The organism is Microcystis aeruginosa NIES-4325 (assembly GCF_008974145.1).
Taxonomy (GTDB): Bacteria; Cyanobacteriota; Cyanobacteriia; order Cyanobacteriales; family Microcystaceae; genus Microcystis; species Microcystis aeruginosa_G.
Genome location: NZ_BJKP01000003.1, coordinates 145,872 through 169,817, shown reverse-complemented (window position 1 = coordinate 169,817; position 23,946 = coordinate 145,872). Strand labels below are relative to the sequence as shown.

At 42.9% G+C, this 23,946-nt stretch carries 19 protein-coding genes, 1 tRNA gene and 2 pseudogenes; 7 read left to right on the top strand and 15 right to left on the bottom strand.

What is annotated here, in order from left to right:
- Positions 1–20 precede the first annotated feature (20 nt).
- The 4 genes from dndE to MiAbW_RS02895 form a co-directional block, all read right to left on the bottom strand.
- A complete protein-coding gene (gene dndE, locus MiAbW_RS02910) occupies positions 21–419 on the bottom strand; it encodes a DNA sulfur modification protein DndE (protein ID WP_151694850.1) in 399 nt (132 codons plus the stop codon).
- A gap of 99 nt (positions 420–518) precedes the next feature.
- The gene (dndD, locus tag MiAbW_RS02905; RefSeq protein ID WP_151694849.1) at positions 519–2,504 is read right to left on the bottom strand and encodes a DNA sulfur modification protein DndD; all 1,986 of its coding nucleotides are present in this window, start codon (positions 2,502–2,504) and stop codon (positions 519–521) included.
- Between the two features lie 165 nt (positions 2,505–2,669).
- Positions 2,670–4,307 (bottom strand): vanadium-dependent haloperoxidase, encoded by a 1,638-nt coding sequence (locus MiAbW_RS02900; protein WP_151694848.1) that lies wholly within the window; start codon positions 4,305–4,307, stop codon positions 2,670–2,672.
- An 89-nt stretch (positions 4,308–4,396) separates the two neighbouring features.
- Positions 4,397–5,068 carry a hypothetical protein gene (locus MiAbW_RS02895; RefSeq protein WP_151694847.1) on the bottom strand — a complete coding sequence of 224 codons (672 nt, stop codon included), beginning with the start codon at positions 5,066–5,068 and terminating at the stop codon, positions 4,397–4,399.
- 514 nt (positions 5,069–5,582) lie between these two features.
- Here MiAbW_RS02895 and MiAbW_RS02890 point away from each other — a divergent pair.
- Positions 5,583–5,858, top strand: a complete 276-nt coding sequence (locus MiAbW_RS02890; RefSeq protein WP_151694846.1) for a MoaD/ThiS family protein — start codon at positions 5,583–5,585, stop codon at positions 5,856–5,858.
- 269 nt (positions 5,859–6,127) lie between these two features.
- The gene (locus MiAbW_RS02885; RefSeq protein WP_151694845.1) at positions 6,128–7,003 is read left to right on the top strand and encodes a hypothetical protein; all 876 of its coding nucleotides are present in this window, start codon (positions 6,128–6,130) and stop codon (positions 7,001–7,003) included.
- A gap of 102 nt (positions 7,004–7,105) precedes the next feature.
- Here the strand turns inward: MiAbW_RS02885 and MiAbW_RS02880 are convergent.
- A pseudogene (locus tag MiAbW_RS02880) lies at positions 7,106–7,567 on the bottom strand (ISL3 family transposase); the annotation flags it as partial.
- Positions 7,568–8,321: 754 nt separating this feature from the next.
- Between MiAbW_RS02880 and MiAbW_RS02875 the strand changes: the two are divergent.
- The 3 genes from MiAbW_RS02875 (at position 8,322) to MiAbW_RS02865 (ending at position 12,756) form a co-directional block, all read left to right on the top strand.
- Positions 8,322–9,473 carry an acyl-CoA dehydrogenase family protein gene (locus MiAbW_RS02875; RefSeq protein WP_151694844.1) on the top strand — a complete coding sequence of 384 codons (1,152 nt, stop codon included), beginning with the start codon at positions 8,322–8,324 and terminating at the stop codon, positions 9,471–9,473.
- Between the two features lie 102 nt (positions 9,474–9,575).
- Positions 9,576–11,219 (top strand): alpha-keto acid decarboxylase family protein, encoded by a 1,644-nt coding sequence (locus tag MiAbW_RS02870; RefSeq protein ID WP_151694843.1) that lies wholly within the window; start codon positions 9,576–9,578, stop codon positions 11,217–11,219.
- 145 nt (positions 11,220–11,364) lie between these two features.
- On the top strand, positions 11,365–12,756 hold the full coding sequence (locus MiAbW_RS02865; RefSeq protein WP_151694842.1) for an IctB family putative bicarbonate transporter: 1,392 nt from the start codon (positions 11,365–11,367) through the stop codon (positions 12,754–12,756).
- 14 nt (positions 12,757–12,770) lie between these two features.
- On the opposite strand, the gene MiAbW_RS02860 is transcribed toward MiAbW_RS02865, so the two are convergent.
- The 8 genes from MiAbW_RS02860 to rplS form a co-directional block, all read right to left on the bottom strand.
- A complete protein-coding gene (locus MiAbW_RS02860) occupies positions 12,771–13,694 on the bottom strand; it encodes an AAA family ATPase (RefSeq protein WP_151694841.1) in 924 nt (307 codons plus the stop codon).
- A gap of 293 nt (positions 13,695–13,987) precedes the next feature.
- Positions 13,988–14,896, bottom strand: a complete 909-nt coding sequence (locus tag MiAbW_RS02855) for a bifunctional riboflavin kinase/FAD synthetase (protein ID WP_151694840.1) — start codon at positions 14,894–14,896, stop codon at positions 13,988–13,990.
- A 142-nt stretch (positions 14,897–15,038) separates the two neighbouring features.
- Positions 15,039–15,752, bottom strand: a complete 714-nt coding sequence (gene rplA / locus MiAbW_RS02850; protein WP_151694839.1) for a 50S ribosomal protein L1 — start codon at positions 15,750–15,752, stop codon at positions 15,039–15,041.
- A 55-nt stretch (positions 15,753–15,807) separates the two neighbouring features.
- Positions 15,808–16,233: a 50S ribosomal protein L11 gene (rplK, locus tag MiAbW_RS02845; RefSeq protein ID WP_002735897.1), complete on the bottom strand. Its 426-nt coding sequence runs from the start codon at positions 16,231–16,233 to the stop codon at positions 15,808–15,810.
- 3 nt (positions 16,234–16,236) lie between these two features.
- Positions 16,237–16,854: a transcription termination/antitermination protein NusG gene (gene nusG / locus MiAbW_RS02840; RefSeq protein WP_151694838.1), complete on the bottom strand. Its 618-nt coding sequence runs from the start codon at positions 16,852–16,854 to the stop codon at positions 16,237–16,239.
- Entirely contained in the window at positions 16,851–17,087 is a 237-nt protein-coding gene (gene secE / locus MiAbW_RS02835) for a preprotein translocase subunit SecE (protein WP_002737505.1), read from the bottom strand. The genes nusG and secE overlap by 4 nt, the downstream gene beginning before the upstream one ends.
- A 124-nt stretch (positions 17,088–17,211) precedes the next feature.
- Positions 17,212–17,284: transfer RNA gene (locus MiAbW_RS02830), tRNA-Trp, on the bottom strand.
- A gap of 101 nt (positions 17,285–17,385) precedes the next feature.
- Positions 17,386–17,748, bottom strand: a complete 363-nt coding sequence (rplS, locus tag MiAbW_RS02825) for a 50S ribosomal protein L19 (RefSeq protein ID WP_002738040.1) — start codon at positions 17,746–17,748, stop codon at positions 17,386–17,388.
- A 643-nt stretch (positions 17,749–18,391) separates the two neighbouring features.
- Between rplS and MiAbW_RS19870 the strand changes: the two are divergent.
- Together MiAbW_RS19870 and nadA are read left to right on the top strand one after the other, a co-directional pair.
- A pseudogene (locus MiAbW_RS19870) lies at positions 18,392–18,532 on the top strand (IS630 family transposase); the annotation flags it as partial.
- Positions 18,533–18,739: 207 nt separating this feature from the next.
- Positions 18,740–19,699: a quinolinate synthase NadA gene (gene nadA, locus MiAbW_RS02815; protein ID WP_151694837.1), complete on the top strand. Its 960-nt coding sequence runs from the start codon at positions 18,740–18,742 to the stop codon at positions 19,697–19,699.
- Positions 19,700–19,947: 248 nt separating this feature from the next.
- Here the strand turns inward: nadA and MiAbW_RS02810 are convergent, their stop codons facing one another.
- Both MiAbW_RS02810 and MiAbW_RS02805 read right to left on the bottom strand, forming a co-directional pair.
- The gene (locus MiAbW_RS02810) at positions 19,948–21,405 is read right to left on the bottom strand and encodes a DASH family cryptochrome (RefSeq protein ID WP_151694836.1); all 1,458 of its coding nucleotides are present in this window, start codon (positions 21,403–21,405) and stop codon (positions 19,948–19,950) included.
- Between the two features lie 54 nt (positions 21,406–21,459).
- The gene (locus MiAbW_RS02805; RefSeq protein WP_151694835.1) at positions 21,460–23,772 is read right to left on the bottom strand and encodes a GumC family protein; all 2,313 of its coding nucleotides are present in this window, start codon (positions 23,770–23,772) and stop codon (positions 21,460–21,462) included.
- Between the last annotated feature and the right edge of the window lie 174 nt (positions 23,773–23,946).

Here is a 23,946-nt window from a genome sequence, read left to right as displayed (position 1 = left end):
TGAAAACAGATCATTCTTGATTAAGATTCTCTGAGACTTTCTCTCTCTAATTCGATTAAATTATCGATTTTTTTTAGCTTGGTATCCCCAGCAAGATAACCGATACCGCGATGTAAATGTAAGCGAAATTGTTGAGTTAGAGTTTCTTTATCGGTTCCTAATCCGTCTTGATGACAACGTTGTTTAAGGGCAATCAAGAAAATATCGGCCATTTCTCCCCCGAATACTTTCCAGGATAATTCTAGATTGCTATCGGCAGGAATGGGGACGGGAGAGGGGAGACTTGGTTCGGCAAGGGAACGACAAAAAGCCCAACGACAGAGGATATTCCATTGGTCAATTTTGGTGTAGCGTTTTAATTTTATTAGGCTATCTTTGGCGGTTTGAGATAGTCGAAAACGTTCGATCGGTGATTCCATAATTTATAATTTTACCTCGATCTGAGTGATGAGAAAATAGTTAGTCATTCTCAATCCTGTTGGGGGAGGATTTTTTGGGAATTTATCTCGGTCATGATTTTACCAAAAGTAGCGATCGGGGTGAATAGTTGTCTGACGTTGTTGGGAATTGTATTCTAGCAGGTATTTTCGGGCGATTACTTCCTGTTCTTCTAATAAGAGTAGCTCATTTTGTCCAATTTCTGTATCGGTAGAAAGGAGGATGACTTGAGAGGAAGCAGCGGGAAAATAACGTTCAACTAAATTATGGCGATGGGAAGAATCTAAACGTCCGAGGGGTGTATCGATAGCGATGGGTAAATCTCGTCCAGAGACTCGCGCTAATCCCCACAAAAAAGCGATCGCTAATAGTTGTTTTTCTCCGGCAGAAAGACGGTGTTTAGGCACATTTTGTCCATCGGGACCAAAGAGAGATAGACCAAAAGTATCAGCATCGATCGCTATTTTCTGAACTAGATCGGACTTATGCAATAAATAACGAAAACATTCCGCCACTTCTCCCTCTAATCTATTTATTTTTTTTAAAGTTAAGCGTTCTTTAAATACTTTTAAAGTTTGCTGTGCTTTGACAATAGCATTAACGATATGTTCGTTACTTTGGGATTCTAAAGCTTTCTCACTATAGGCAAATAATTCTTTTTTAGTTTTCTCAATTTTCTTTTTGATTTCCTCATAATTTTTGTGGCTTTGCTCGTATTCTGCTTGAGCATTTAGATACTTTTTCTGAGCGTTTTTTAAGTTATTACTCAGGGTTTCATATTCTTCGGGAGAGGCTGCTACTGCTAATTCTCGCTCTAAATTATCTAAGTCAGCTTCCAGATTTCTTAATTGTTCCATCGTTTGATGAGCGAGGTTAATTTGTGCCGGTAATTGATGGGTTAAGACTCGATTTAATAACTCGATCGCCTCGTCGTCTAAATCTAAGTAAGAAGTAATCAAATAATCGCTATTCTCAGCGAAAAACTGATTTTCTTGCTCTAAAAACTCCCTAATATTCTCTAATTGTTCTAAGGTTAAATTCAGTTGTTTTAAATAAGCAAGTAACTTTTTATCTCTGGATTCTAAAACCGATTGAGCGACCTTAGCTGATTGAAATTGTAGCTCTTTTTCTCCCTGAATTTTAGCCGCTTCTAGGAGAGGAAAAATTAACTTTAATGGTAAAAATTCCCCCGCTAATTGACCTAAATATTCCCTCTGGTTATCTAACTTTTTATCTACCTCTTTTTTTCTGCTCTCTAATTGACTTCTTTCGGCGGCAATTTTGCCACCATCAATGCGAAATTTATCCGAGACTAGATCAAAATCATTCCTAACCACATCTAAATTTTTTTGTTGAGTTTCCATCTCTTGCCGAGCCAATTCTAAATCTTCTTGGTACTCGGCTAATTTTTTCTCGATCGCTTCAATAGTTGCCAGTTCATTTTCTGCTGCTAATAACCGGCGCTTGCGACTAGCTAAAATATCAAGATCAACGGCTAATCTTTCCGCTAATTCTAACCCTAATAAAGTCTGCATCGAATCCTTAACACTGTCAGGAGGTACATCCTGTTCTGCCAATTCTTTTACCTGTTCCCCATCAAATAAAAACAGGTTAGAAATACCCAACGGTAATAAAGTTTCAATATATTCATCCCAAGTATTAGCTAAGGCAGGATCGGGCCAATCTTCATCTAAAATACCGAGGGTATCCTTACCATCTTTAGGCTGTTTTGTCCAGTATCTAACGATACGATATTGTCGCCATTTTTCGTTAACTAGATGTTCAAAAGCCAGTTCTATTCTCGCTTGATCGATGAGAGAAGCTTGATTATTAACTGCCTGACTAAGAAACTCGGCATAACTTAAATTATTGCGAGTAGAACACTTCGCCCGCGCACCGTACAAAGCCAAACGAATCGCATCCATTAAAGTAGTTTTACCGCCCCCATTCATACCTCCCAAAAGGATAATCGGACAGGGATTGTTATCTTTTTCAGGACGTAAATTAATCACTTGACGACCAGCGTAGGGTCCGAAATTTTGCAAAACTAATTCAGTAAAAATCATTAACAGTCAGGGGTGAGGAGCGGTAATTTCTATCCTAGACAAGTATAACAAGCGATCGGAGCTAATCTCCCTATTTTCGGCTTGTGGGATGGGCAGACTAGGGAGAAAGTAAAATAGAGACGTTGGGGGCAACGTCTCTAGGAAATTTAGCAAAATGTCGAATTTTTATTTAATTTTGCTTTTTATCAGGCGTGTTAGGGAGAAAATACCGCCTAGGGTCAAGAGGGCGAGAACATTATCCGCTTCTGGAGTAGTAACGCCACCGTTGATAAAGAATTGAGAGCGGTTCCAAACACTTCCGCCCACGTTACGACCTAAAATTCTGCCTTGAATATCGCCGTCGAGGAAGTGAATACCGCCATAGCGACGGGAAATACCGGCTTCATCCGCCGCTTCTGAGAAAGTATCCCAAAAGAGAGTTACCGGACTACCCGGAGTGATGCCCGGTTCAAAAGCTGAAGTACCGGGGGCAAAGGTGACAGAACCACCAAAGACATCACTACCAGTGAAAAGACGCAGGATTTCCGCCCCGGCGGCACTAAAGGCACTATGGCCAGAGGTATATTCGGCAAAGGGGGGCGAAGGAGGACCAAAGGGATTTTGGTAGGTGAGAAATTGGGTGGCGGGAATAGTGATTGTGCCTAAACCAGGGCCGCCCCAAGCGTTAATTTCAAAGACTCCATCGCCGTTATTGTCAGTCCCGATTAAACCCAAGCGACCTAACTCGCGAATCACGCGCACGGGACGGGCAGAATTATAGAATAGTTTCGCTTCCCAGGTGGCAATCCCCGCGTCCATGACTGCATTACCGAGGGCGAAGAATAACTGCACATCTTCGTCGAGAGTATTATTATCCCGCTGCGAGATATCTTGCCCGAACTCCATCCATGTACCCGGAGGGAAAGGGGTTCCAGGGCCATCTTCCCAAAATTCGGCGATTAGTTTCTGTTCGTCTGTGAGATTGGCGCTGAATTCCACTACATCAACCGCCTGCTGAATGAAAGCGGGATTGATATCTACTCCCACTAAAGCTGCACTAATAGGAACCACTGTACCATCACCTCTGGTGATCGTTCCTGCCTGTAAATCCGCCGAAGCGTTGGGATCTAACAGAAAACGGATGATTTCGGGGGGACGGTATTGAGCATTATCGGTTAAAGAGAAGGATTGCACCGTTCCCCAGTGGGGGGTGAGATAGGTTTGTAGTGCTGAACCAGAATCGATGGGAACACTCTCTGGAGTCCAGAGTTCGATATTGACCACTTGAGTGGGAGTGTTGGGGGTGCTGTAACCGATGGTATCAACGTAGTTGTTTAACTGATTGGAACCATCATTACGACGGGCATTCATCAGTGTGGCGGCGATGGTGTTACCGATTCCCGCTGCCGTAGTGGTATCGGTGCTGGTATTGTTGGGGTCGTAACCGAGACTATTCATCCGAGCAGTCAAATTAGCCGTTTGTGTGGGTAGCAGTTCCGTTAACACCCGATAGGCGGCAAAACTAATCGCTTCCTGTTTATTGGCTTGAGTATTTTCGCTCGTAGGACGTTGTAAAGTATCTCCCAGAACGGTACTAATGGGGGTAGCTTCGTAGGCTGACCAAGCATCGTACATAGCAGTGCCAAGGATGCCATAGAGCCGAGAAGCTACCGTTGGTCCCTGGGGTTGATTTCTAACACCTTGAGTGGCGGCACCAATCCAATCACTGGCCACCGTGACCGCTTGAGCAGATGACACTGGCAGCAAGGCAGTGGAAGCAATCCCTAAAGGGAAAAGGGTTAAAGAGAGTATTTTTTTGTACATGACCAGCAAATGGCAATAAATGAGCGGAAAGCGGGGAAAAACAGGCCAAGAGAAGGATTATCTCTCAGATAATTTCAATTCAGGGCAGCTTAGTTTTTGGATCTTTGGAATCTCGATAAAATTCCCAGGGTTCCCAAGACAACTAACCCCACGGAAACGGAAGGTTCAGGAACAGGGGTTGAAAAAACCGCTAACTGCTCATCACGACAGGGGAAAAGACCATCCCCTGGGGTAAGGGTACAGCCACCATTAAAAGTGGTTAACTGTGCTTGTAACAGTGCGGGGTCGCTACTAGCTGGTCCATGGTCGCGAACTACGTTCCACACTTCTGCTGTCAAGGGATTGAATAACCCATTACCTAATTCCACTTGGTTAGGATTAGGCAGTTGACCGATACCGACTTGAGCAGAGAAATTACCCAGTCCATTTGAACCAATTACTTCTCCATCGGCAAAAAATACCGAAGCATTGACAGTAGGATTGGAGAAGTCGTCTTCACCACAACCCCCGACGCAAAACTCAGGGTTATTGAAGATAACCCACCACATGGTATAGGCAGCCCCAGGGGATAAATTGCTAGTGGACACGGTACTTGCAATTCCCGTCGCCGTTCTAGTTAGGGTTCCCGTGGAACCAGCAACGGTGCCGCTATTAACCAAGTCTAAAAGAGATACGTTTTGAACGAGAGCCGCTTGCGCTGGGTAGGTAGCGACAAATGCGCCTAGTAAAGCGATGGTAGAAACTGTTAATTTTTTGCTCATTTTGGGCTTTAAATTTGTACTATAGCAGTTGATTAGAAGCAGAACTTTTGCTGAAGCATCAGCGTAGCTACTCCCAAAGACAGATGACTAACTTTTCCGATCAGTGTAAGCGCATTTATGCCCAGCGTCAAGTTAAGTTTTGTCAAAAAAATGATCGTACTTTAGGGGGAGGCAAAGCTTAAAAAAAGCTTAAAAAAAGTTGCAATGGACAACATTGGCTCGATAAGTTTTCCACAGAAATAATCCTTGGGCTGCCCATTTTCCCTTTTTTTGATGACCTCTCAGTGGATTAATTCTTTCAAAACTATACCTATCAATCGTTTCGGACTCTTTTTAGTTTTCTATCTTTTTGTTAAGAAATATATACACAATGGACTTAATAAGGGAAAGGGCAGTATCATGACGCAAGATGAAGATAATTGCCAATTCAGGTCTAAATTGGCAAATCAATTTTCACGGAATAAATCTCAAGGAGCTTGTATTCCTGAATCATTAAGACAAGAGGAACACCACAATGACCACCTTAAACATTGCATTTTCTGGAACTCTCCTACGATTTGTGGACTACCAAAAAGAAGTTTCCCTAGAAGCGGAAACCGTCTCCAAAGCTTTACGGACTCTCACGGAAAAATATCCCTCTTTAACGGCTTCTCTCTACGATGCGAATGGCGAAGTTCGCAAAGTTCATCGACTCTTTTTAAATGGGGAACAGCTTTTCTCGAATGAATTAGACCGGAGTATTCAAGAAAATGATCGCTTGCAAATTTTAACAGCAATTGCCGGTGGTTAATTAAAAATATGAAATAATTCCCAGCTTTAACTATCAACAGGGAAGATTAACTGTTTTGTCGGGCAGGTTTATCTACCTAATTACTAACTCTTCTCGACTTTGTGTGATAAATCAGTGCTTATCATTGGTAGGAGTCTTGCTAGGCAAGCCTTTGAAGACTATATTTTTAGAAAATTATCCCTATTCTTCTTCCTTCCACACAGCAACCAGAAGAGCCAATTACCTAGTCTTATTTTATTGCCACAAAATTTTTAGCTGAGGACGACAAAATGATTAGTACAGTTGCCGCAACTACTCCCACTTTATCTCCACCGAGAACCAGTGAACTTACTCTCGCCGCCTGTCCGACTTTATTCACTCCCTTGCAGATGCACCAGCGAGAACTTTTGCGCTTAGGATTAAATGGTTGGGCGGGATGGTTGCGCGATCACTTGATGAGTATTCAAAAGTTAGTGGAAAACTATCAAACCAGTATGGTAGTTGCCATGGCCCATCTGCGCTACATCAAAAATGTCACTTTTCACGATTGCGAAACGATTCAACTCGTCACCCGTGCCAGTTGCATTAAGGGGGGAGTATTATTAGAAATGCCTTCTAGTATCTTGGCTGATAATCAAGAAGTGGCACAGGTAAAAATCAGTTTACGTCCAGTAACAATCACCGATCAAGTGAGTTTAGGGGCAAAACCGGGGCGATTGCCAGAGGAACTGATAAATTTATTCTCGGAAGAAGAAATCTCGAAAAAATTTGAACGTCCAGTCCAAAAATTAACTAAACAAATTGAAGAACAAAAACAGGGTGAATTAATCGCAGAAGGTCGTTATCCCTTCCAATTGCACCGCTATGCTCTTGATTTTGCCGATCAATGGGCTTTTATGGAAGCGGCAGCCTATATTAATGCTAGTCGGGAAAAACTGGTTCTTGGCCAAGGTAGCAAACAACCGGCTCTGAAAGTGGGTTTCAGTAATCCCCTACAACAAATAGATATCGAACTGCACAAACCCTATTTTCTGCTTGATGAAGGAGTTGTGGACACGAAAGTCTATCTTTGGCAGCACCGGGTAGTTTTTATCCATCGCTTACTAGGTTACGGCACGGGAGCGGAAGAGAGCTACGCCACGGCGATCGAACAATTTGACCAGTAATCATCTAAAATCTCGCCAAAAACAGCGATCGGTCAATTGAGTACCGATCGCTGAGTAGGGTTTGCGGCAAAAAGATGGCTCTTCGTTACTTTTTATGCTAAATCAACATACAAGATGCCTAGATAACATACTTCTAACCCAAAAATTCCGAAAGTTTCTAAAGCCATAGCCTCTCCGTTTTATTATTTTCAGTTTATTGTTGATTCCCTCGACCACCCCATTCGTTGTTCTTCGCTCGAAATAACTAATGATTTCTCCAAACCAGTTTCGGATTGTTTGACAACTCTTGGTAAAAACACTAGAGGATTTTGCCAACCATTCCGAGATAGATAGCATTCCCTCTGTCGGATTCTTTGAAGTTTCGTAAATCCTTCTGAATTCTTCCTTTAATTGGTGCATCTCTTTCAAATTTAGCCAAGTTTTTTTGATAGCTTCCAGTTTGATTTTTTGGGGTTCCGTTAAATCTTCTTCATTTTTTAACAGGCTATATTTACTTCGCTTTAAAACTTCTAGCTTCGCTTCTTTTTCCGCTTTCTGTTTTTTATTTTTCCGCGCTTCTGCCGTTGCTTTTTTATTTTTCGATTCGATTCGGAAAACTATACCGATATTTTCTAGGTGTCGATAGCCTTGAATAGAGGTTCCTTTTAGGTTCAAAAATTTGTCAAGTATCATAAGTAGGGTTTGCTGAAAAAGTTTGTTGGTGGGGTCAGGAGTCAGGAGTCGGGAGTCAGGAGTTTCAGGCTTTGTTGCCCTCTCTTTCGTACTAACTTGTGTACTATAGCAAGGATAATGCAAGGTTTTTGAGGATACCAATCCGATTTTCTGGCACTAACATCGGATTTTAACAGGTCAAAAGCCTTATTTTAAAAAGGTTTTACCATTATTCAGCAAACCCTAAGTAAAATACTCTGGTTTTTGGCTATTATATCAAATCTTAACTCAATTGTCTATCTTTTGGCATTAACCTGTTTGTGCCTAAAATCTTTCCCTGTATGGGTTTCAGTTATTTTTGGGCATAGGCTCTCTCATCAAATTTTATTTTAAGTTAATTATTTGCATAACAATTACCGAAGAGCCGTACTTTTTGATTTCCAAAAAGTCTAAAAGTCTTACTCAACAAGGTTTTTAGATTTATTCAGCCAGCCCTAGATACTGTCCTCGATTCAAGCGGCCATGTCTAGCCCCTGGTCTCCACCGCTTAAACTGTCTGTTTGTCAAGTACAATTTATACAAAATAAGTGCGATTGCCCTGCTAAGTATATAGGGAAAACAAATCGTTATCCGGACAAAATTGAGACAAGAGGTTGATAAAAACATCATGAATCGTACCCTAGCCAAAAAAATAGCAGCAGAAGTCGATGGTCGTTTTGGCAATTTTATTCGCAAACGCATTAACCCCGGAGTTTTAGAACGGGATGCCAATGGTACTTGTATATCAGAAGATATTTTTGCTGAAGCTTGTCGTTTAGGGATGACTCCCTATCCTGTGACTCAAGAATTAGGAGGTGGAGGGGCTGATCAGCTATCCTGGGGAATGATGCTCGATCGAGTCGGTTATCTCTGTCAAGATCTATCCTTTCCCTTCGTGATTTCTCTGCGCGGTTCGGTGATGAGAATGATCTACAAGTCAAAACGACAGGACTTGATCGAACGTTACCTGAAACCGATGATCGCGGGGAAAAGAGCGCCCGCTTTTGCCTATACCGACGGTGCAGACCCTTTTTCCTTTAACACCTGCGTCAGAGAAACCCAAGGCGGATATATCCTTTCCGGCAAAAAACTTTTCACCACTGGCGGTTACAATGCTGATACCTTTATGACCTATGCCCGTCATAAAACCGATAGTTTTGACGATCTTAAGGTTTTTTTGGTGGAAAAAGAATTCACCGGGGTGGAAATTGTTCCCTTACCCATGGCAGGATGGCGCGCTGCTGGCATCTCAACGGTACATTTTCATGATGTTTTTCTTCCCCATGACTCGGTGATGGTGGCAGCCGATGGGTTAAGTCATGTGCAGGAATTTTTAAACGCCCGTCGTTCTATCTTGGTTAGTCCCGTTTTGGGCAGAATGGAGGCAATTTTGGAAGATTGCGTCAAAAGTCTCAGTCATTCCATCCGTTACAATCGACCCTTAACCGCTATGCAATCGGTACAGGCAGAGATCGGTAAAATGTATAAACTGCTAGAAACCAGTCGCTCGATCGTCTATCAATCCCTAGAAGCTGAGGCCGCTGGTCAGGTAGATCCTCTCTGGGAACCGATTACTAGCTTAGCTAAATCCTATGCTACCGACAGTGCCATCGAATTAGTTTTGATTGCCCAACGTTTGTTAGGAGGGGCAGGACAACTAAAAACTAACCATTACGAGCGTTATTTGCGAGATTTCTGCGGTTTAATCCCCGGAGGTGGCGCTCAAGGTACTCTAGATGTAGATCTGGGAGTTGCTATCATTAGTAAATATGATATGTAAGTTAGTCGGTCTTTTCCTAGCAAGAGCGGTCGGCATTTTGGCTGAAAGTGAGTAAGGAAAATTCCGCACCGATATCCCGCTCATCTTTGCGAGAAAATTGCTATGATCACCATCGGCGAATATTTATTCCAGCGTCTCCATAGTTTAGGGGTTAATCATATTTTTGGGGTGCCAGGGGATTATGTCCTCGATTTGATGGATGTTTTGGTGGAAAGTCCGATCGAATTAGTTTGCACCTGTAATGAGCTTAATGCGGGTTATGCCGCCGATGCCTACGCGCGAGTCAAAGGTATGGGCGCTGTCTGTGTCACCTACGGTGTTGGGGGATTTAGCCTCGTTAATGCTGTGGTCGGTGCTTACGCAGAAAGAGTTCCCCTGGTGGTAATTAGTGGGGCTTCCGATCGCTCGATTCGCCGGGATAATTTATTATTACACCACACCACGGGCGATTATAATCTGCAATTTTCCATCATGGAAAAAGTCACGGTTGCCTCGGTTATTCTCACTAATTCTGCCCAAGCAGCCAGTCAAATCGATCAAACTTTAGCAGCTTGTTTGCATCACAAACGTCCCGTGTATATCGAAATTCCTCGGGATCTGGTCTATCGTCCCTGTATCCCCTCAGAAAATCCAATTTATTTAACCGATAATCTCACGGATACCGCCGCTTTAGAAGAAGCCATTGAAGAAGCGGTTTTATTATTAGAAAAAGCGGAAAAACCAATTATTTTAGCGGGGGTAGAATTCCATCGGTTTAAACTCCAAGATAAGTTGCTGAAACTTTTAGAAGTAACGGGTTATCCCTTGGCCACCACTATTTTAGGTAAATCGTCAATTTCGGAAATGCAGCCGCAATTTATCGGCACTTATGTGGGGGCATTAAGTCGCAAATACGTTAATCAACGGGTGGAAAATGCCGATTGTGTCCTCTGTTTAGGGGCGATTATGTCCGATATGAATTTAGGCGGATTTACGGCTCATTTAAATCCCAATAATTTGATTAATGCCAATTCCGAGAAAGTAAAAATTAAACATCACTTTTATCAACCGGTATTCCTAGGGGATTTTATCGATGGTTTAATTAATAAGCTAAGTCATAAAAAAGCGGCTACACTAGAGATTAAACCCGCAGCCGAATTAAAGGATTTAGAATTCATCCCCGTGCCAGATCAAAAATTAACTAATGCTCGTTTCTATGAGCGAATGAATCATTTTATCGCTCAAGAATCTTTTGTTATTTCCGATACAGGGGATGCAATTATTGCCACAATTGATTTATTAATGCCTCAACAAACTGACTTTATCGGTCAAGCATTTTATCTCTCTATTGGTTATTCAATACCCGCCTGTTTAGGAGTAGCTTTTGCCGCACCCAATACTCGTCCTATCGTCTTTGTGGGGGATGGTGCTTTTCAAATGACTGCCCAAGAACTTTCGACCATTATCCGTCATCATCTCAATCCAATTATCTTTTTAATTAATAACGATGGTTACACGATTGAGCGGGTAATTCAGGATAATATTTATAATGATCTACAACCGTGGAAATATCACCAATTACCGGCAGTATTTAACGGGGAAAGTTGGAGTTGTCAAGTCCAGACAGAAGGGGAATTAGAAAAGGCTTTATCGATTGCCCAGGGTAACATCGATCGCCTATCATTTATTGAAGTACATCTCGATCGTTTTGACTGTTCCCAAGGCTTAACTCGTTTAGGTCAAGCTTTACGTTCACCCCATGTTTAGACTGGTTATGCTATTAGGTTTTGACTGTGTGAAGCTGTCCTAAGACACCAGACTGAAACTCTTTTCGCTCCCAAGAGTCAACAATCAAGATACAATCGGTATCTAAATCTCAAGTGTGATGGTGACAACCGCAACTAAAAACCCTATGAATGCTTTATGGAAACAAATCACCCTACTGAACTTTTCCCCCGCTTCTTGGTCAAAATATAGCTATCTGCATCGTTTCGTCGGCCTTTTTAGTCAATGGCGACAGGGTAGTAGGTTTGTGGAGTGGACAGAACTGATGGGTGCGCTGTTAATCTCTCTTCTTATCGCCACCGCGCCGTTTTTCTCCACCAGTCAAATCGGTTTTTTATTGTTAGCAATAGCTGGTTATTGGCTACTCTTAACCCTTGTGGACGAAGGCAAAATCGGGGTGACACCGATTCATATTTTAGTGCTTTTATACTGGGGAATTGCCACGGTTTCCACGGCTTTTTCTCCCGTTAAAACCGCAGCTTTGGAAGGATTAATTAAATTAACTCTCAATCTCATCTTTTTTGCCTTTACTGCCCGAATTATGCGATCACCACGCCTAACAAATTGGATTCTGACTACTTTAGTTTTAACCGCCTTAGCAGTCAGTGTTTACGGCATTCGTCAGCAAATTTTTGGTGCGGAACAGTTAGCAACTTGGAACGATCCCACCTCAGAATTAGCGGGGGATACTAGGGTTTATAGCTATCTCGGTAATCCTAATTTATTAGCTAGTTATTTATTCCCTGGTATTGCTTTTAGCGGTGCAGCCTTGTTTGTGTGGCAGGGATGGCTACCGAAAATTTTAGCGGCTTTATTAACTTTAGCCAATGGTGCTTGTTTATTTTTTACCGAGAGTCGTGGCGGTTGGATTGGTTTGATGGTCTTAGGAATCGTCTTCTTATTGCTATTATTTTATTGGTTCAAAAATTATCTACCGTTATTTTGGCAAACATGGCTTTTACCCTTAGTTTTAGGGGGTTTAGCCGTGGTGATTTTAGGGGCAATTTTATTGGTGGATCCGCTGCGAATTCGGGTGATGAGTATTTTTGCAGGCCGGGAAGATAGTAGTAATAACTTTCGGATTAATGTTTGGGATGCAGTTATCCGCATGATTCAAACTTATCCGCTTTTGGGCATCGGACCGGGTAATGATGCTTTTAAGAAAATTTACCCCCTATTCATGAAACCAAAATACACGGCTTTAAGTGCCTATTCTGTGCTATTAGAAATCATGGTAGAAACGGGAATCATTGGTTTTACCTGTTTCCTCTGGTTATTAGTTACAACTATCGGCCAAGGCATCCATCAAATTAAACTTTTACGAGATAAAATGGACAGTCAAGGCTTTTGGTTAATTGGGGCAATTGCCGCTATAGCTGGAATTCTTGCCCACGGTTTTTTTGATACGGTTTGGTATCGTCCCCAAGTTAGTACCCTCTGGTGGTTAGTTTTGGGTTTAATTGCTAGTCGTTGTTATTCCCCCGCTAGGAGTTTTGATCGTGGCAATTCTCTCCTCTAGGGGTTCAAAGTAGTTTAAGCATAGATACGATCCTCGATCGCCACCGATTGTAGAAGTCTTTCCACGATAGCTTTAGCTTGACGACCGTGACTAGGAATCAGACGATGGCAGAAGACGTAGGGAGTAATAAACTTAACATCATCGGGAATAGCATAATCGCGACCTTCGAGGAAAGCGTAAGCTTGAACTGCTTTTTGCAAAACCACACAACCCCGGGGACTGACTCCTAAACTAATATCTTCGTGATCACGGGTAGCGCGGACTAAATCGACGATATATTGCTGTAAAGCAGGAGCTACCCGGACTAGACTGACTAATCTTTGCAATTCTCCCACCTGTTCTAGGGAAATACAAGCTTCTAGGGATTTAACTGTCTCTTGAGAATGCTGTCTTTGTAACATTTTTAGTTCTTCTGTGGCGCTGGGATAACCCAAACTCAGGCAAACGGCAAAACGGTCCATTTGCGCTTCTGGAAGCGGAAAAGTGCCTTGATATTCGATCGGATTTTGGGTGGCGATAACAAAGAAGGGTTGGGGGACCGGCCGCGCTTCTCCATCGATGGTAACTTGTTTTTCTTCCATGACTTCTAGAAGTGCCGATTGGGTGCGCGGGGTGGCCCGGTTGATTTCATCGGCCAAGAGGACGTTAGCAAAAGCGGGGCCGGGGATAAATTCAAATTCGCGACTGTTGGGGTTCCAAATCGTCGTTCCCGTGATATCACTAGGAAGGAGGTCGGGGGTGCATTGTACCCGTTGGAAACGACCGTTAATTGAACGCGCTAAGGATTTAGCTAAGAGGGTTTTGCCGACTCCGGGGACATCTTCCAGGAGAGCGTGGCCACCACTGAGTAAAGCCACCAGCACAATGCGAATCGATTCGGTTTGGCCGACGATGCTCTGGCTCAAATTTTCCATCAAAATATCAATAGCGTCTCTCATAGCACAAATGGGGGATTTTCTCAAGAAGATTAATGTTAAGTTTTTTTGATCTTAACGATTCTTTTCCTAATTTGCCCACACTAGCGAGAAAAGTTGACAGACAATGGCGGGAAATTTTCTGCTAGGGAGCTAATCGGGGTTAGGGTTGTGAGCAGGGAGAAAATTAGTTAAGCTGTTGACTATCTAAATTACTCGTTAAGACTGCACTGGAGTGCCGGAGTTGGGAGCTTTTTTGCTGTGTTGCCAAAGGCACGGCGTAGCCGTCCAGTAAAACAGTGAACTGATAACTGAGGTTAAGAACTTAGAATTAACCGAGAGCGATCGCAGTCTATCTCGATCTGATTTTTTAATCGATCAAGAGAATTAAATTTCTGTTCTGGTCGCAGGAATTGCACTAAATCCATCGTTAAAATACGATCATATACATTGCCCGACCAATCCAATAAATGGATTTCCACACTGATAGTTTTTCCCTCGATCGTGGGACGATAACCGATGTTCATAACTGCTGGTAAACGAGAACCATCGAGATGCACCCAACCGCAATAAACCCCGAATCGCGGCAATAATTTATCGGGGGGAACCTGTAGATTAGCGGTATGAAAACCTAATGTTCTGCCTAGCTGTTGCCCGATGACCACACGACCGGTTAAACTGTAGGGACGACCTAACATTTGTCCAGCTTGCTCAACGTTTCCCGCTGCCAAAGCTTGACGAATTAGGGAACTACTAATTCGACCCGTCCCACAGTTTTTTAAACCAACAATCTCGACTTTAATATTAAATTGAGAGGCGATCTGTAATAAATCTTCCGCTGTACCTTGACGACGATAACCGAAGCGAAAATCTTGACCAACACTGATCGATTTAGCCTGTAATTTTTCTACTAAAATCTGTTCGATAAAAGCCAAGGGAGTCAGGGAAGCTAATTTAGACGAAAAAGGCAGTAAAACTAATTGTTTAACGCCTAAATTCTCTAAAACCTCTACTTTTTCCCCTAGAGGAGTTAATAATTGCCATTTTTCTCCCGTAAAAAATTCCCGCGGGTGGGGAGTAAAACTAACAACGGTGGGATAAGCGGGGTGATCCTGAAAAATTGGCTGTAGGACGGTTTGATGACCTAGGTGCAAACCATCAAAGTTACCAAGAGCGATCGCACTAGGGGCTAAAATACGAGTATTAGGGGAATCTACAATCCACACGCTGGCTTTAAGAACAGATACAAGAGAATAATTCAAGCGATTAATCTTGAGTGTAGCCTTTTGATTCTATATCAATCGGGCGATCAAGCTAAAAAAACACCCCCAATCACTTGGAGGCTTTTTCAAAGAAAAATAACTGTCATTAACCTTCTGCTAATTTCAGATCCCGCAGGGCGCTAATATCCACTTGAATCGATGGACCCATGGAAGAAGAAACGTAAACTGTACGCCAGTAACGACCTTTGGCCCCAGAAGGACGGTTTTTGTCCACCGTTTCCTGTAAAGCTTTCAAATTGATTAACAGATCCTCGGAACTAAAGGAAGCTTTACCAAATTGAACGTGAACGATTCCGGTGCGATCGGCCCGGAATTCCAATTTACCCGCTTTAAACTCAGAGATCGCCCCAGTTAAATCCGTGGTTACGGTTCCCCCTTTCGGTGAGGGCATTAAACCCCGTGGACCGAGTTGACGACCTAATTTCGCCACTTTCGGCATCATATCGGGGGTGGCGATCAACACCTCGAAATCCATCATCCCCTTGGCGATTTCTTCGATTAATTCTTCTGAACCAACGATATCAGCCCCGGCGTTGTTCGCTTCCTGTACCTTTTCCCCGCGAGTAATGACCGCTACTCGCACCGTGCGTCCGGTTCCTTTGGGTAAACTTACCGTTGTCCGCAGTTGTTGGTCGGTATATTTAGGATCGATACCTAAACGAATATGAGCTTCGGCGGTTTCGTCGAATTTCGCCGTCGCTAATTCCTTTAATAATGTCAGTGCTTCCAATGGCTCGTAGGCTTTATTTTCTACCTTAGCCTGGGCATCTCGCAAACGTCGTGAAACTTTTTTTACCATCTGATTTGTTGCTCCTTGGGTGATAACGAAGCTGGGCTTCTCCCCGTAATAAGATTTAGTCTGAGATCTTGACACCCATATTTCTGGCCGTCCCCGCCACAATATTCATGGCCGCTTCGATGTCGTTAGCGTTAAGATCGGGCATTTTAGTCTGAGCGATTTCCCGTAATTGGTCGCGGGTAATGGTGGCGACAAATTTCTTGTTAGGTTCGTTGGAACCTCTTTCCACACCAGCCGCTTTGCGGATGAGAACGGACGCGGGAGGAGTTTTGAGGACAAAGGTAAAACTACGATCCTCAAAAACGGAGATTTCCACAGGGATGATCATTCCGGCCTGATCGGCGGTTTTAGCGTTGTAATCTTTACAGAACGCCATAATATTTACCCCGTGTTGACCTAAAGCAGGACCGACCGGAGGAGCAGGGTTAGCCTTGCCAGCAGGTAAAGCTAGTTTAATAATTGCGACGACTTTTTTAGCCATGATTTAGTTTTGTTTTTCGACTTGATTAAATTCCAATTCGACCGGGGTATCCCGACCAAAAATGGAGAGCAGGGCCTTGAGTTTGCCGCGCTCGGGACTAACTTCGATCACTTCCCCTTCAAAGTCCTTAAATGGACCGGATAGAACCAAGATTTGATCGCCAACCTCCATATTGATTTTGACGACGGGTTCTTGAATCTGAGCTTGTTTGAAGATGCGATCGACTTCTGACATACTCAAGGGTAACGGGGTGACGTGACCGCGGCCGCGTCCGTAGCGCCGCTTTTGTTCAGCCCCGACAAAGTTGATCACGTGGGGGGTGTTTTTTACCACCTGCCAAGCGTCATCATCCATGATCATTCTGATCAGGACATAACCGGGGAAGACTTTTTCCTCGCCGTGCTGCCGCGAACCATCCTTGCGGACTTTGACGGTGGCCGCTTGGGGAATCTGGACTTGTAGAATGCGATCGGCCACATCGAGGGTGTGGATGCGCTGTTCCAAATTAGCTTTGACCCGTTTCTCACAACCGGATGCCACCTGCACGGCATACCAACGGGGTTTTTTCGGTAGGCCGCTAAGATTGACTTCTTCGGGAAACTGCTCTTCTTCTAGATTCATGGGAACACCTTCCCCGCACCCCAGGCAAAGAATTTATCAATCAGATAGATGAGAGTGGCTACCAAAGTCACCATTAACATCACCGCCGCCGATTCGCTCAAAAGTTGCTGACGGGAAGGCCAGACGACTTTGGCGAGTTCCTCTTTGGTTTCATTGACGAATTCCTTGACTTGAAAAGAGCTTCCCTCTTTCTTGTCGCTCGCGTCTTTTTCTAGGGTTTCTTTTTTGGCCACGATCGCTACTCCTTAAAATGATACTCAGGCTATCCTTAACTTATCATTTTCACCGGACAACCCACACTAACCCCCAGACATTTAGATTATGTCCTTTGCAGTTATCGGCTTGGTAGTTACCAAACGCGCCCTGGAGGACTTGAACCCCCGACATCAGGTTTTGGAGACCTGCGTTCTACCAACTGAACTAAGAGCGCCCATTCGCTAAACGATTTGGCTTTTTTAAGGCCTTTATTTATTATAGCGTAGTTGTTGGCGATTGTGCAACTTTCTTGGTTAGGCTGTCGCCGGAAATTTTTTAGAGGGGGCGATCGAAACGTTCTTGTACCCTGGTGGCTTTGCCAACCCGATCGCGCAGATAGTAGAGTTTCGCCCGACGTACTTTACCACGACGGATGATCTTGATACTGGCAACCCGCGGCGAGTGAAGCAGGAAGACTCTTTCTACTCCCACACCCTGGAAGACTTTGCGGACTGTAATCGTTTCGTTGATACCGCCATGGCGTTTGGCGATGACAATGCCCTCGTAGGGCTGAATCCGCTCTTTATCTCCTTCTACGATTCGCACCCCTACCCGGATCGTGTCTCCGACATGGATAATGGGCAGATCGCTCTTGAGATACTCGGCTTCGATTGATTTGATAATCTCTTCCGTTTTCATCGGCTTTCGTAAAACTCACAATTCTCTATCATACCATATTTTTTGAGCAAAAGGGATGGCTATTAGATATCCGCAGCTACTCCCCCTCGCTGATTACTGACAAATCCCCCAACCCACCCATCTTGTCAATCAATCCCCTAGTACCATTTTTCCTTATTCGTGGCGGACATCTTAATCTTTATGAGAAACGCTATCAGTTAAAACCCGTAATTTTTCTTCTTCAGTTTCGGCTCTTCTGGTTTCTGTGTGGAAACGAGGTCTATACTGATAGTTTATAGCGTTTCTGATTCACACGAGGTACATTCCCGATCCTGAACAGCTTAATCAGCAAAGGTTTAAGTGTGCCGCACAGATGCGAGAACCGCTATATAAAGGTCAACGCAGACACAGTAGTTTTTATGTGGGTCAACATCTCTATCATTGACTCCAGCTACATCAAATGTTCCCAAAAAATATAGAAGAGCTAATGCAAATTAGCCGCTATCGGTTGAAGGATTACATCAAGGGACAAAGAGCTATATCGCTTGCCCTATCTACCTTCTAGCTGGCTTGTCCCCCTGTCAGGACATTTTTCTGTATGGGTTGCTTGTTTCTCCTTATTTTACCTTATTTTTTACTTGTATCATACTTATTTGAAATGACTATAAAAAATCTTTTGAGAAGATTTTATTGGTTGGACAAAAATTTTCGAGTGGTTAAACGCTTGTTCGAGTTTTTTGCCAAATTTCAATTATTTAATTTTCCTAACCTTAAGAAATACGATGCCTTTTCACAATTCATTTAAGCGCACTATATCCTATTATTGTGATTTAATTAAATTAGGTCGAGGTCTAGTGTGTGACTGCTCACCTCTTTGTAATAAACCTACACCTGTCAGCCCACTCCTCCCCAATTCATAATTCATAATTCCCACTCCCTAATCACTTTAAAAAAATTTGCTATGATGTAGAGACTCATTTAGTATTTGGTAAAAATAACCATAAATTCCACCGTGTTCACAACTGTTCAACCCGCAAATCGATCGAGCTTACCTGATGACCTATTTATAGCAATTAAAGAGCTTAAACAGGAATTAAACGCCGTTATTCTGGCTCACTACTATCAAAATTCTGACATACAGGATATAGCTGATTATATTGGTGATTCTCTAGGTTTATCCCAACAGGCTGCCCAAACGCCAGCAGATGTGATCGTATTTGCGGGGGTTCACTTCATGGCAGAAACAGCTAAAATCTTAAATCCAGATAAGTTGGTATTGCTGCCGGATTTAGATGCAGGATGTTCTTTAGCAGATAGTTGTCATCCTGAAGATTTTGCTCGTTTTCAAGCCCAATATCCCGATCATATCGTGATTTCCTATATTAATTGCAGTGCAGAAATTAAAGCCATGAGTGATATTATCTGCACCAGTTCCAATGCAGTCAAAATAGTCAATCAAATCCCTGTCCATCAACCGATTATATTCGCTCCCGATCGCAATTTAGGCCGTTACGTCAGTCAGCAAACTGGTAGAGATTTAGTTCTCTGGCAGGGTAGTTGTATTGTCCATGAAACTTTTTCCGAACGCAAGATAATAGAATTAAAAGTTGCCCATCCAGAAGCAAAAATTATCGCCCATCCTGAGTGTGAAGCATCGGTTTTACGCCATGCCGATTATATTGGTTCCACGACGGCACTATTAAATTATTCCCTGAAAAGTTCTGAAAAAACCTTTATTGTCGCCACAGAACCAGGGATTATTCACCAGATGCAAAAATACGCCCCAGAGAAGGTATTTATCCCCGCACCAGCTTTAAATAACTGTGCTTGTAATGAGTGTCCCTACATGAGACTGAACACTCTCGAAAAATTGTATCTCTGTATGCGAGATAAAACTCCAGAAATTACTATTTCTGAAGATTTAAGAATTAAGGCGCTGTTGCCGATTCAAAGAATGTTAGAAATGTCTTAATCAGTTATCAGTTATCAGTTATCAGTTATCAGTTATCAGTTATCAGTTATCAGTTATCAGTTATCAGATGGCGCAATAATACTAAATCCGTTGAGTATAAATAGTTGGATGACTGAAATGTATATCTATCGTTGTTCATTCAATTTAACTGAAAAAATACGGAGCAATAAAAATCATTTGTATTTGGATAAGTTTCTTGTCTAGAAGGAATTATAGTCTTGAGATAATATTAAGTCAATATCCACTGATTACTGATTACTGAAATACTGAAGATAAATTTTTTCATTGTGTTTAATCGATTGAAAAAAATCGACAATGGGACGAGGATAATTAACCCCTAAAATCAACCCATAACGCTTTTGTTCCTCTGGGGATAATTTATAGGGTTCGTGAATTTTATCGCCTTTTATTAGGGATAATTCGGGCAACCAGTGACGTAAATAATCACCTTTGGGATCATAGTCTTTCGACTGTTTCGGGATATTAAAATAACGAAATCCTCGTGCGTCATTGCCGACACCAGCTGTGTAATTCCAATTACCCCAATTACTACAGACATCGTAATCAATTAATAATGACTCGAACCATTCTGCTCCCATACACCAATCAATACCGAGATTTTTGGTCAGAAAACTAGCGACATTTTGCCGGCCCCGATTTGACATAAATCCTGTAGCGGCTAACTCTCTCATGTTAGCATCCACAAGGGGATAACCAGTTTTTCCCTGACACCAAAGATTAAATCTTTCCCAATCTTCTAACCAAGGCAAATTAAGTTCTTGCAATCCAGATTTATAGAAGATTTTATTACCGTGTTTACTGCAAATAAATCGGAAAAAATCTCGCCATAATAATTCAAAAATCAGCCAATAGGTAGAGTCATTTTTTACTCTTGTTTGCTCATATTTTTTTACTTCCTCATAGATATAACGGGGGGAAAGACAGCCAAAACTTAACCAAGCTGAGAACTTTGAGGAATAATTAGTCCCTAACATTTCATTGCGGGTTTCCTTATAGGTTTTTAAGGAATCACTATCCCAAATATATTCTTTAACCCGTGATTTTCCTGCCATTTCACCCCCTTGAAACGACAAAACACCTCCCTGATCTAGAATTGGTTCTGTTAAGCCTAAATCGTTTAAACTAGGAAGATTTCCTAAATCTATTTTAGGTAATTTTGTCAACTTTTTCGGACTGGGATAAGTTGTTCTTATTTCCCAATGACGTTCGACTTGTTTACGAAAATTAGTAAATAATTCTGGCAGTTGATTAAGGGTAAAAGGTAAGTCATCAGGATGACATAAAGTGGCTGTCCAAAAAGTTTTTATCTGCACAGGAACCCCGGATAAAGCCTTATTTACCGCTTTTTCTACCGCTAATTCCTCTGCTGTTACCTCTTGATGATAATAAACCTTGCCTATCTGCAATTCTTGAACTAATTGCGGGATAATGTCTTCTGGTTTTCCCCGTCGGATAATTAAATTACCGCCTAAACTTTCCAGAGATTGTCGCAAATTGGCTACGCTTTCTAATAAAAATCTAGCCCGGAACTTGCCAGTTTTTGGAAACCCGTAGGAAGTAAAACCAAATTGACGCTCATCAAAACAATAGAAGGGAATTATCTCTAATTGTTCTTGAATGGCTTGATAAATTGCCTCGTGATCGTGAAGCCGCAGATCATTGCGATACCAGATTAAAACTCGCATTTAACATCAATTAAAAGTTGATAACTGATAAATAGTAACTGGGATGGGATTTAATTATCTTTTCCCGTAGTAATGGCCATAGTAACGATAATTGTGGTCTTTTCGACTAACGTTATTAGCCACTAAACCTAACACGGAAATGTGGGATAATTTCAGATCTTCGAGCAGATTTTTCAGCGCAAAGCGATCGGTTTTGCCCAATTTGGTGACGAGAATCAGTCCGGTGGCCATGGCGGCGAGAATTTTCCCATCGGCAAAAGCGGCGATCGGTGGTAGATCGTAGATAATTAGATCGAAGGCGTGGTCTTGCTGTAATTGCGAGATCATCTCCTGCATTCTCTGGGAAGAAAGCAAACGGGTGGGATCCGGGGGAATTGGACCAGCGGTAAGAATCGATAAATTCTCGTAGCGGGGTAGGGATTGAATTGCCTCGTTCCAATCGAGACCCTCGGCGATGACATTACTAAGGCCGTGGTCGTTATCGAGATTAAGTCGCAGATGAATTTGGGGTCGTCGCAGGTCGGCATCCACCAGCAAGACTCTTTGTCCCATACTAGCGGCCGCCTTAGCGATATTTATTGATATGGTGGTTTTACCATCTCCCGGTGATACAGAACTAATCACGAGGGACTTGAGGGGGGAATCGGAACCGAGGAGACGAATATTGGTGTTAAGAGTGCGGAAAGCTTCCGAGAAGGGGGAGAAATTATAGTAGGAGGGGTTTTCGTTGGCTGATTTTGGGGTAGCATTAGGGATAGTAAGTTTGCGATCGCCGACTGTTAACTGGGGTAGGGCGGCGGTGATCACTTTTTCGATCGTACCGAGGTCTTTTTGCCAAGGAATTGCGCCTAAAAGGGGTAGTTTGGTATCTTCTTTTAGTTCATCTGCACTATGATGAACGGGGTCTAATCTTTCAGCTAAAAAGGCCGCCCCCATACCTAGTAACAGGCCACCGATAACCCCTAAAGCTAGATTTCGCACGGGTTTAGGAGAAACGAAATCTTCCTCTACTTCTGGAGGGGCAATCAGTTGCCAAGGCACCACTTGTTGTGCCACCTGTAGCTGTAATTTTTGTTGTTCCTCCAGAAAACGGCCGAGACTGGTGGTGGCAATTTCCAATTCTCGCTGCAAATCCGTATAGCGACGGGCTAAAACCGCCAGATTTTTGACCGAGGCTTTCTGTTGTTCGAGGGCCCGGGCAAGGGATTCTACCTTAATTTCTAGGGTTTGGCGACTGTTAGCGGCTTCCACCAATTGTTGGGTTAATTGTACTCGCAAAGCGCTCTGAGATACCAAAGCCGGGGAATTACCCACTGTCTGGGGCAGTTTTTCCCCTAGGGTTCTCTGGGCTTCGTTTTGCAGTAAGGGCAGTAAATTAGCCCGTTTTTCCTCTAGGGTGGCGATTATAGGGCTATCTTTGGCGAAAACCGCCGATTGTTTGGCCAATTCCACTTCTACTTCCTGTAGCTGCTTGAGCAAATCTTGATAACCGGGAGATTCACTGAGATAAGTAGCGATAATTGCTTGATTAGGGGCCAATCCCACCTGTTGCTGTAAAGCTTGATAGCGAGAGTTAATTTCGTTAAGGGCGACTTGGGCTGCCCGATAATCTTGTTCGGTAGCGGTTAACTGTTGTGATAAACGAGTCGCTTCTTTATCAGGATCGAGGAAATTGTATTGCTGCCGGAATTGCTGCATTTGTTTTTGTAGAGTATTAACTCGTTCCCGCAGCACGGGCAATTGAGCGTTAACAAAATCTAACCCTTGATTAATTTCGGTCTTCCGTTCCTGAGAACTATAGTTTAGGTAATGACGGGCTAAATTATCTAAAACCAGCTTGATTTTTTCCGGTTCCGCATCTTGATAGGAAATTTCTAAAACTTTCGTCTTTTTTAATTGACTAATTTTGAGATCAGATTTGCCAGTTTTACTGATTAAGTCACTGTAGGTAAAGTCGGGATATTTAGGAGTTATTTTACCAAGTATGGGGTTAAGGAGTTGAGGACTTGTTAAAACGGCGATTTGGGTATCATAATCGATGTTCTCTCCACCCAACTGAGGCAGGATATCTTGGGCTGCCAGTGTGGAAGAACTTTTATTTTCCTCAATCGGTTGACCGATGAGCAGCAAGAATTTGCCTTGATAGATAGGGGTTTTTAAGAAAGTCCAAGCAGCGATCGCCCCCGCCACTCCTAGGGTGATGCCAGCGATTAACCACCAGCGATGCTTGATCACGGAAAGAACTTGGCGCAGGTTGAGTTCCTCTTCTTCCTGCGTCACGGAGGGGATAAAAGCCGGTTGAGCAAAAACTGGTAGATTTCCTTGGCTTTGGGTTTTCAAAGCCCCGTTTTGTTGGTTGTTCATCATTAATCTATGATTTACTCTGTAGGTAAATTTATCTTAAAATCTCTCTTGCGGTTAGGTGTCAGGAGGTCTGGTTAAGGTTAACTGGTGATAATCGGCTATGCTATACCACTGTGGCAGAAATTGCCAACTATCCTTCCTCTGTGTTGACATAGGGATATTCTCAAATTATTCTCA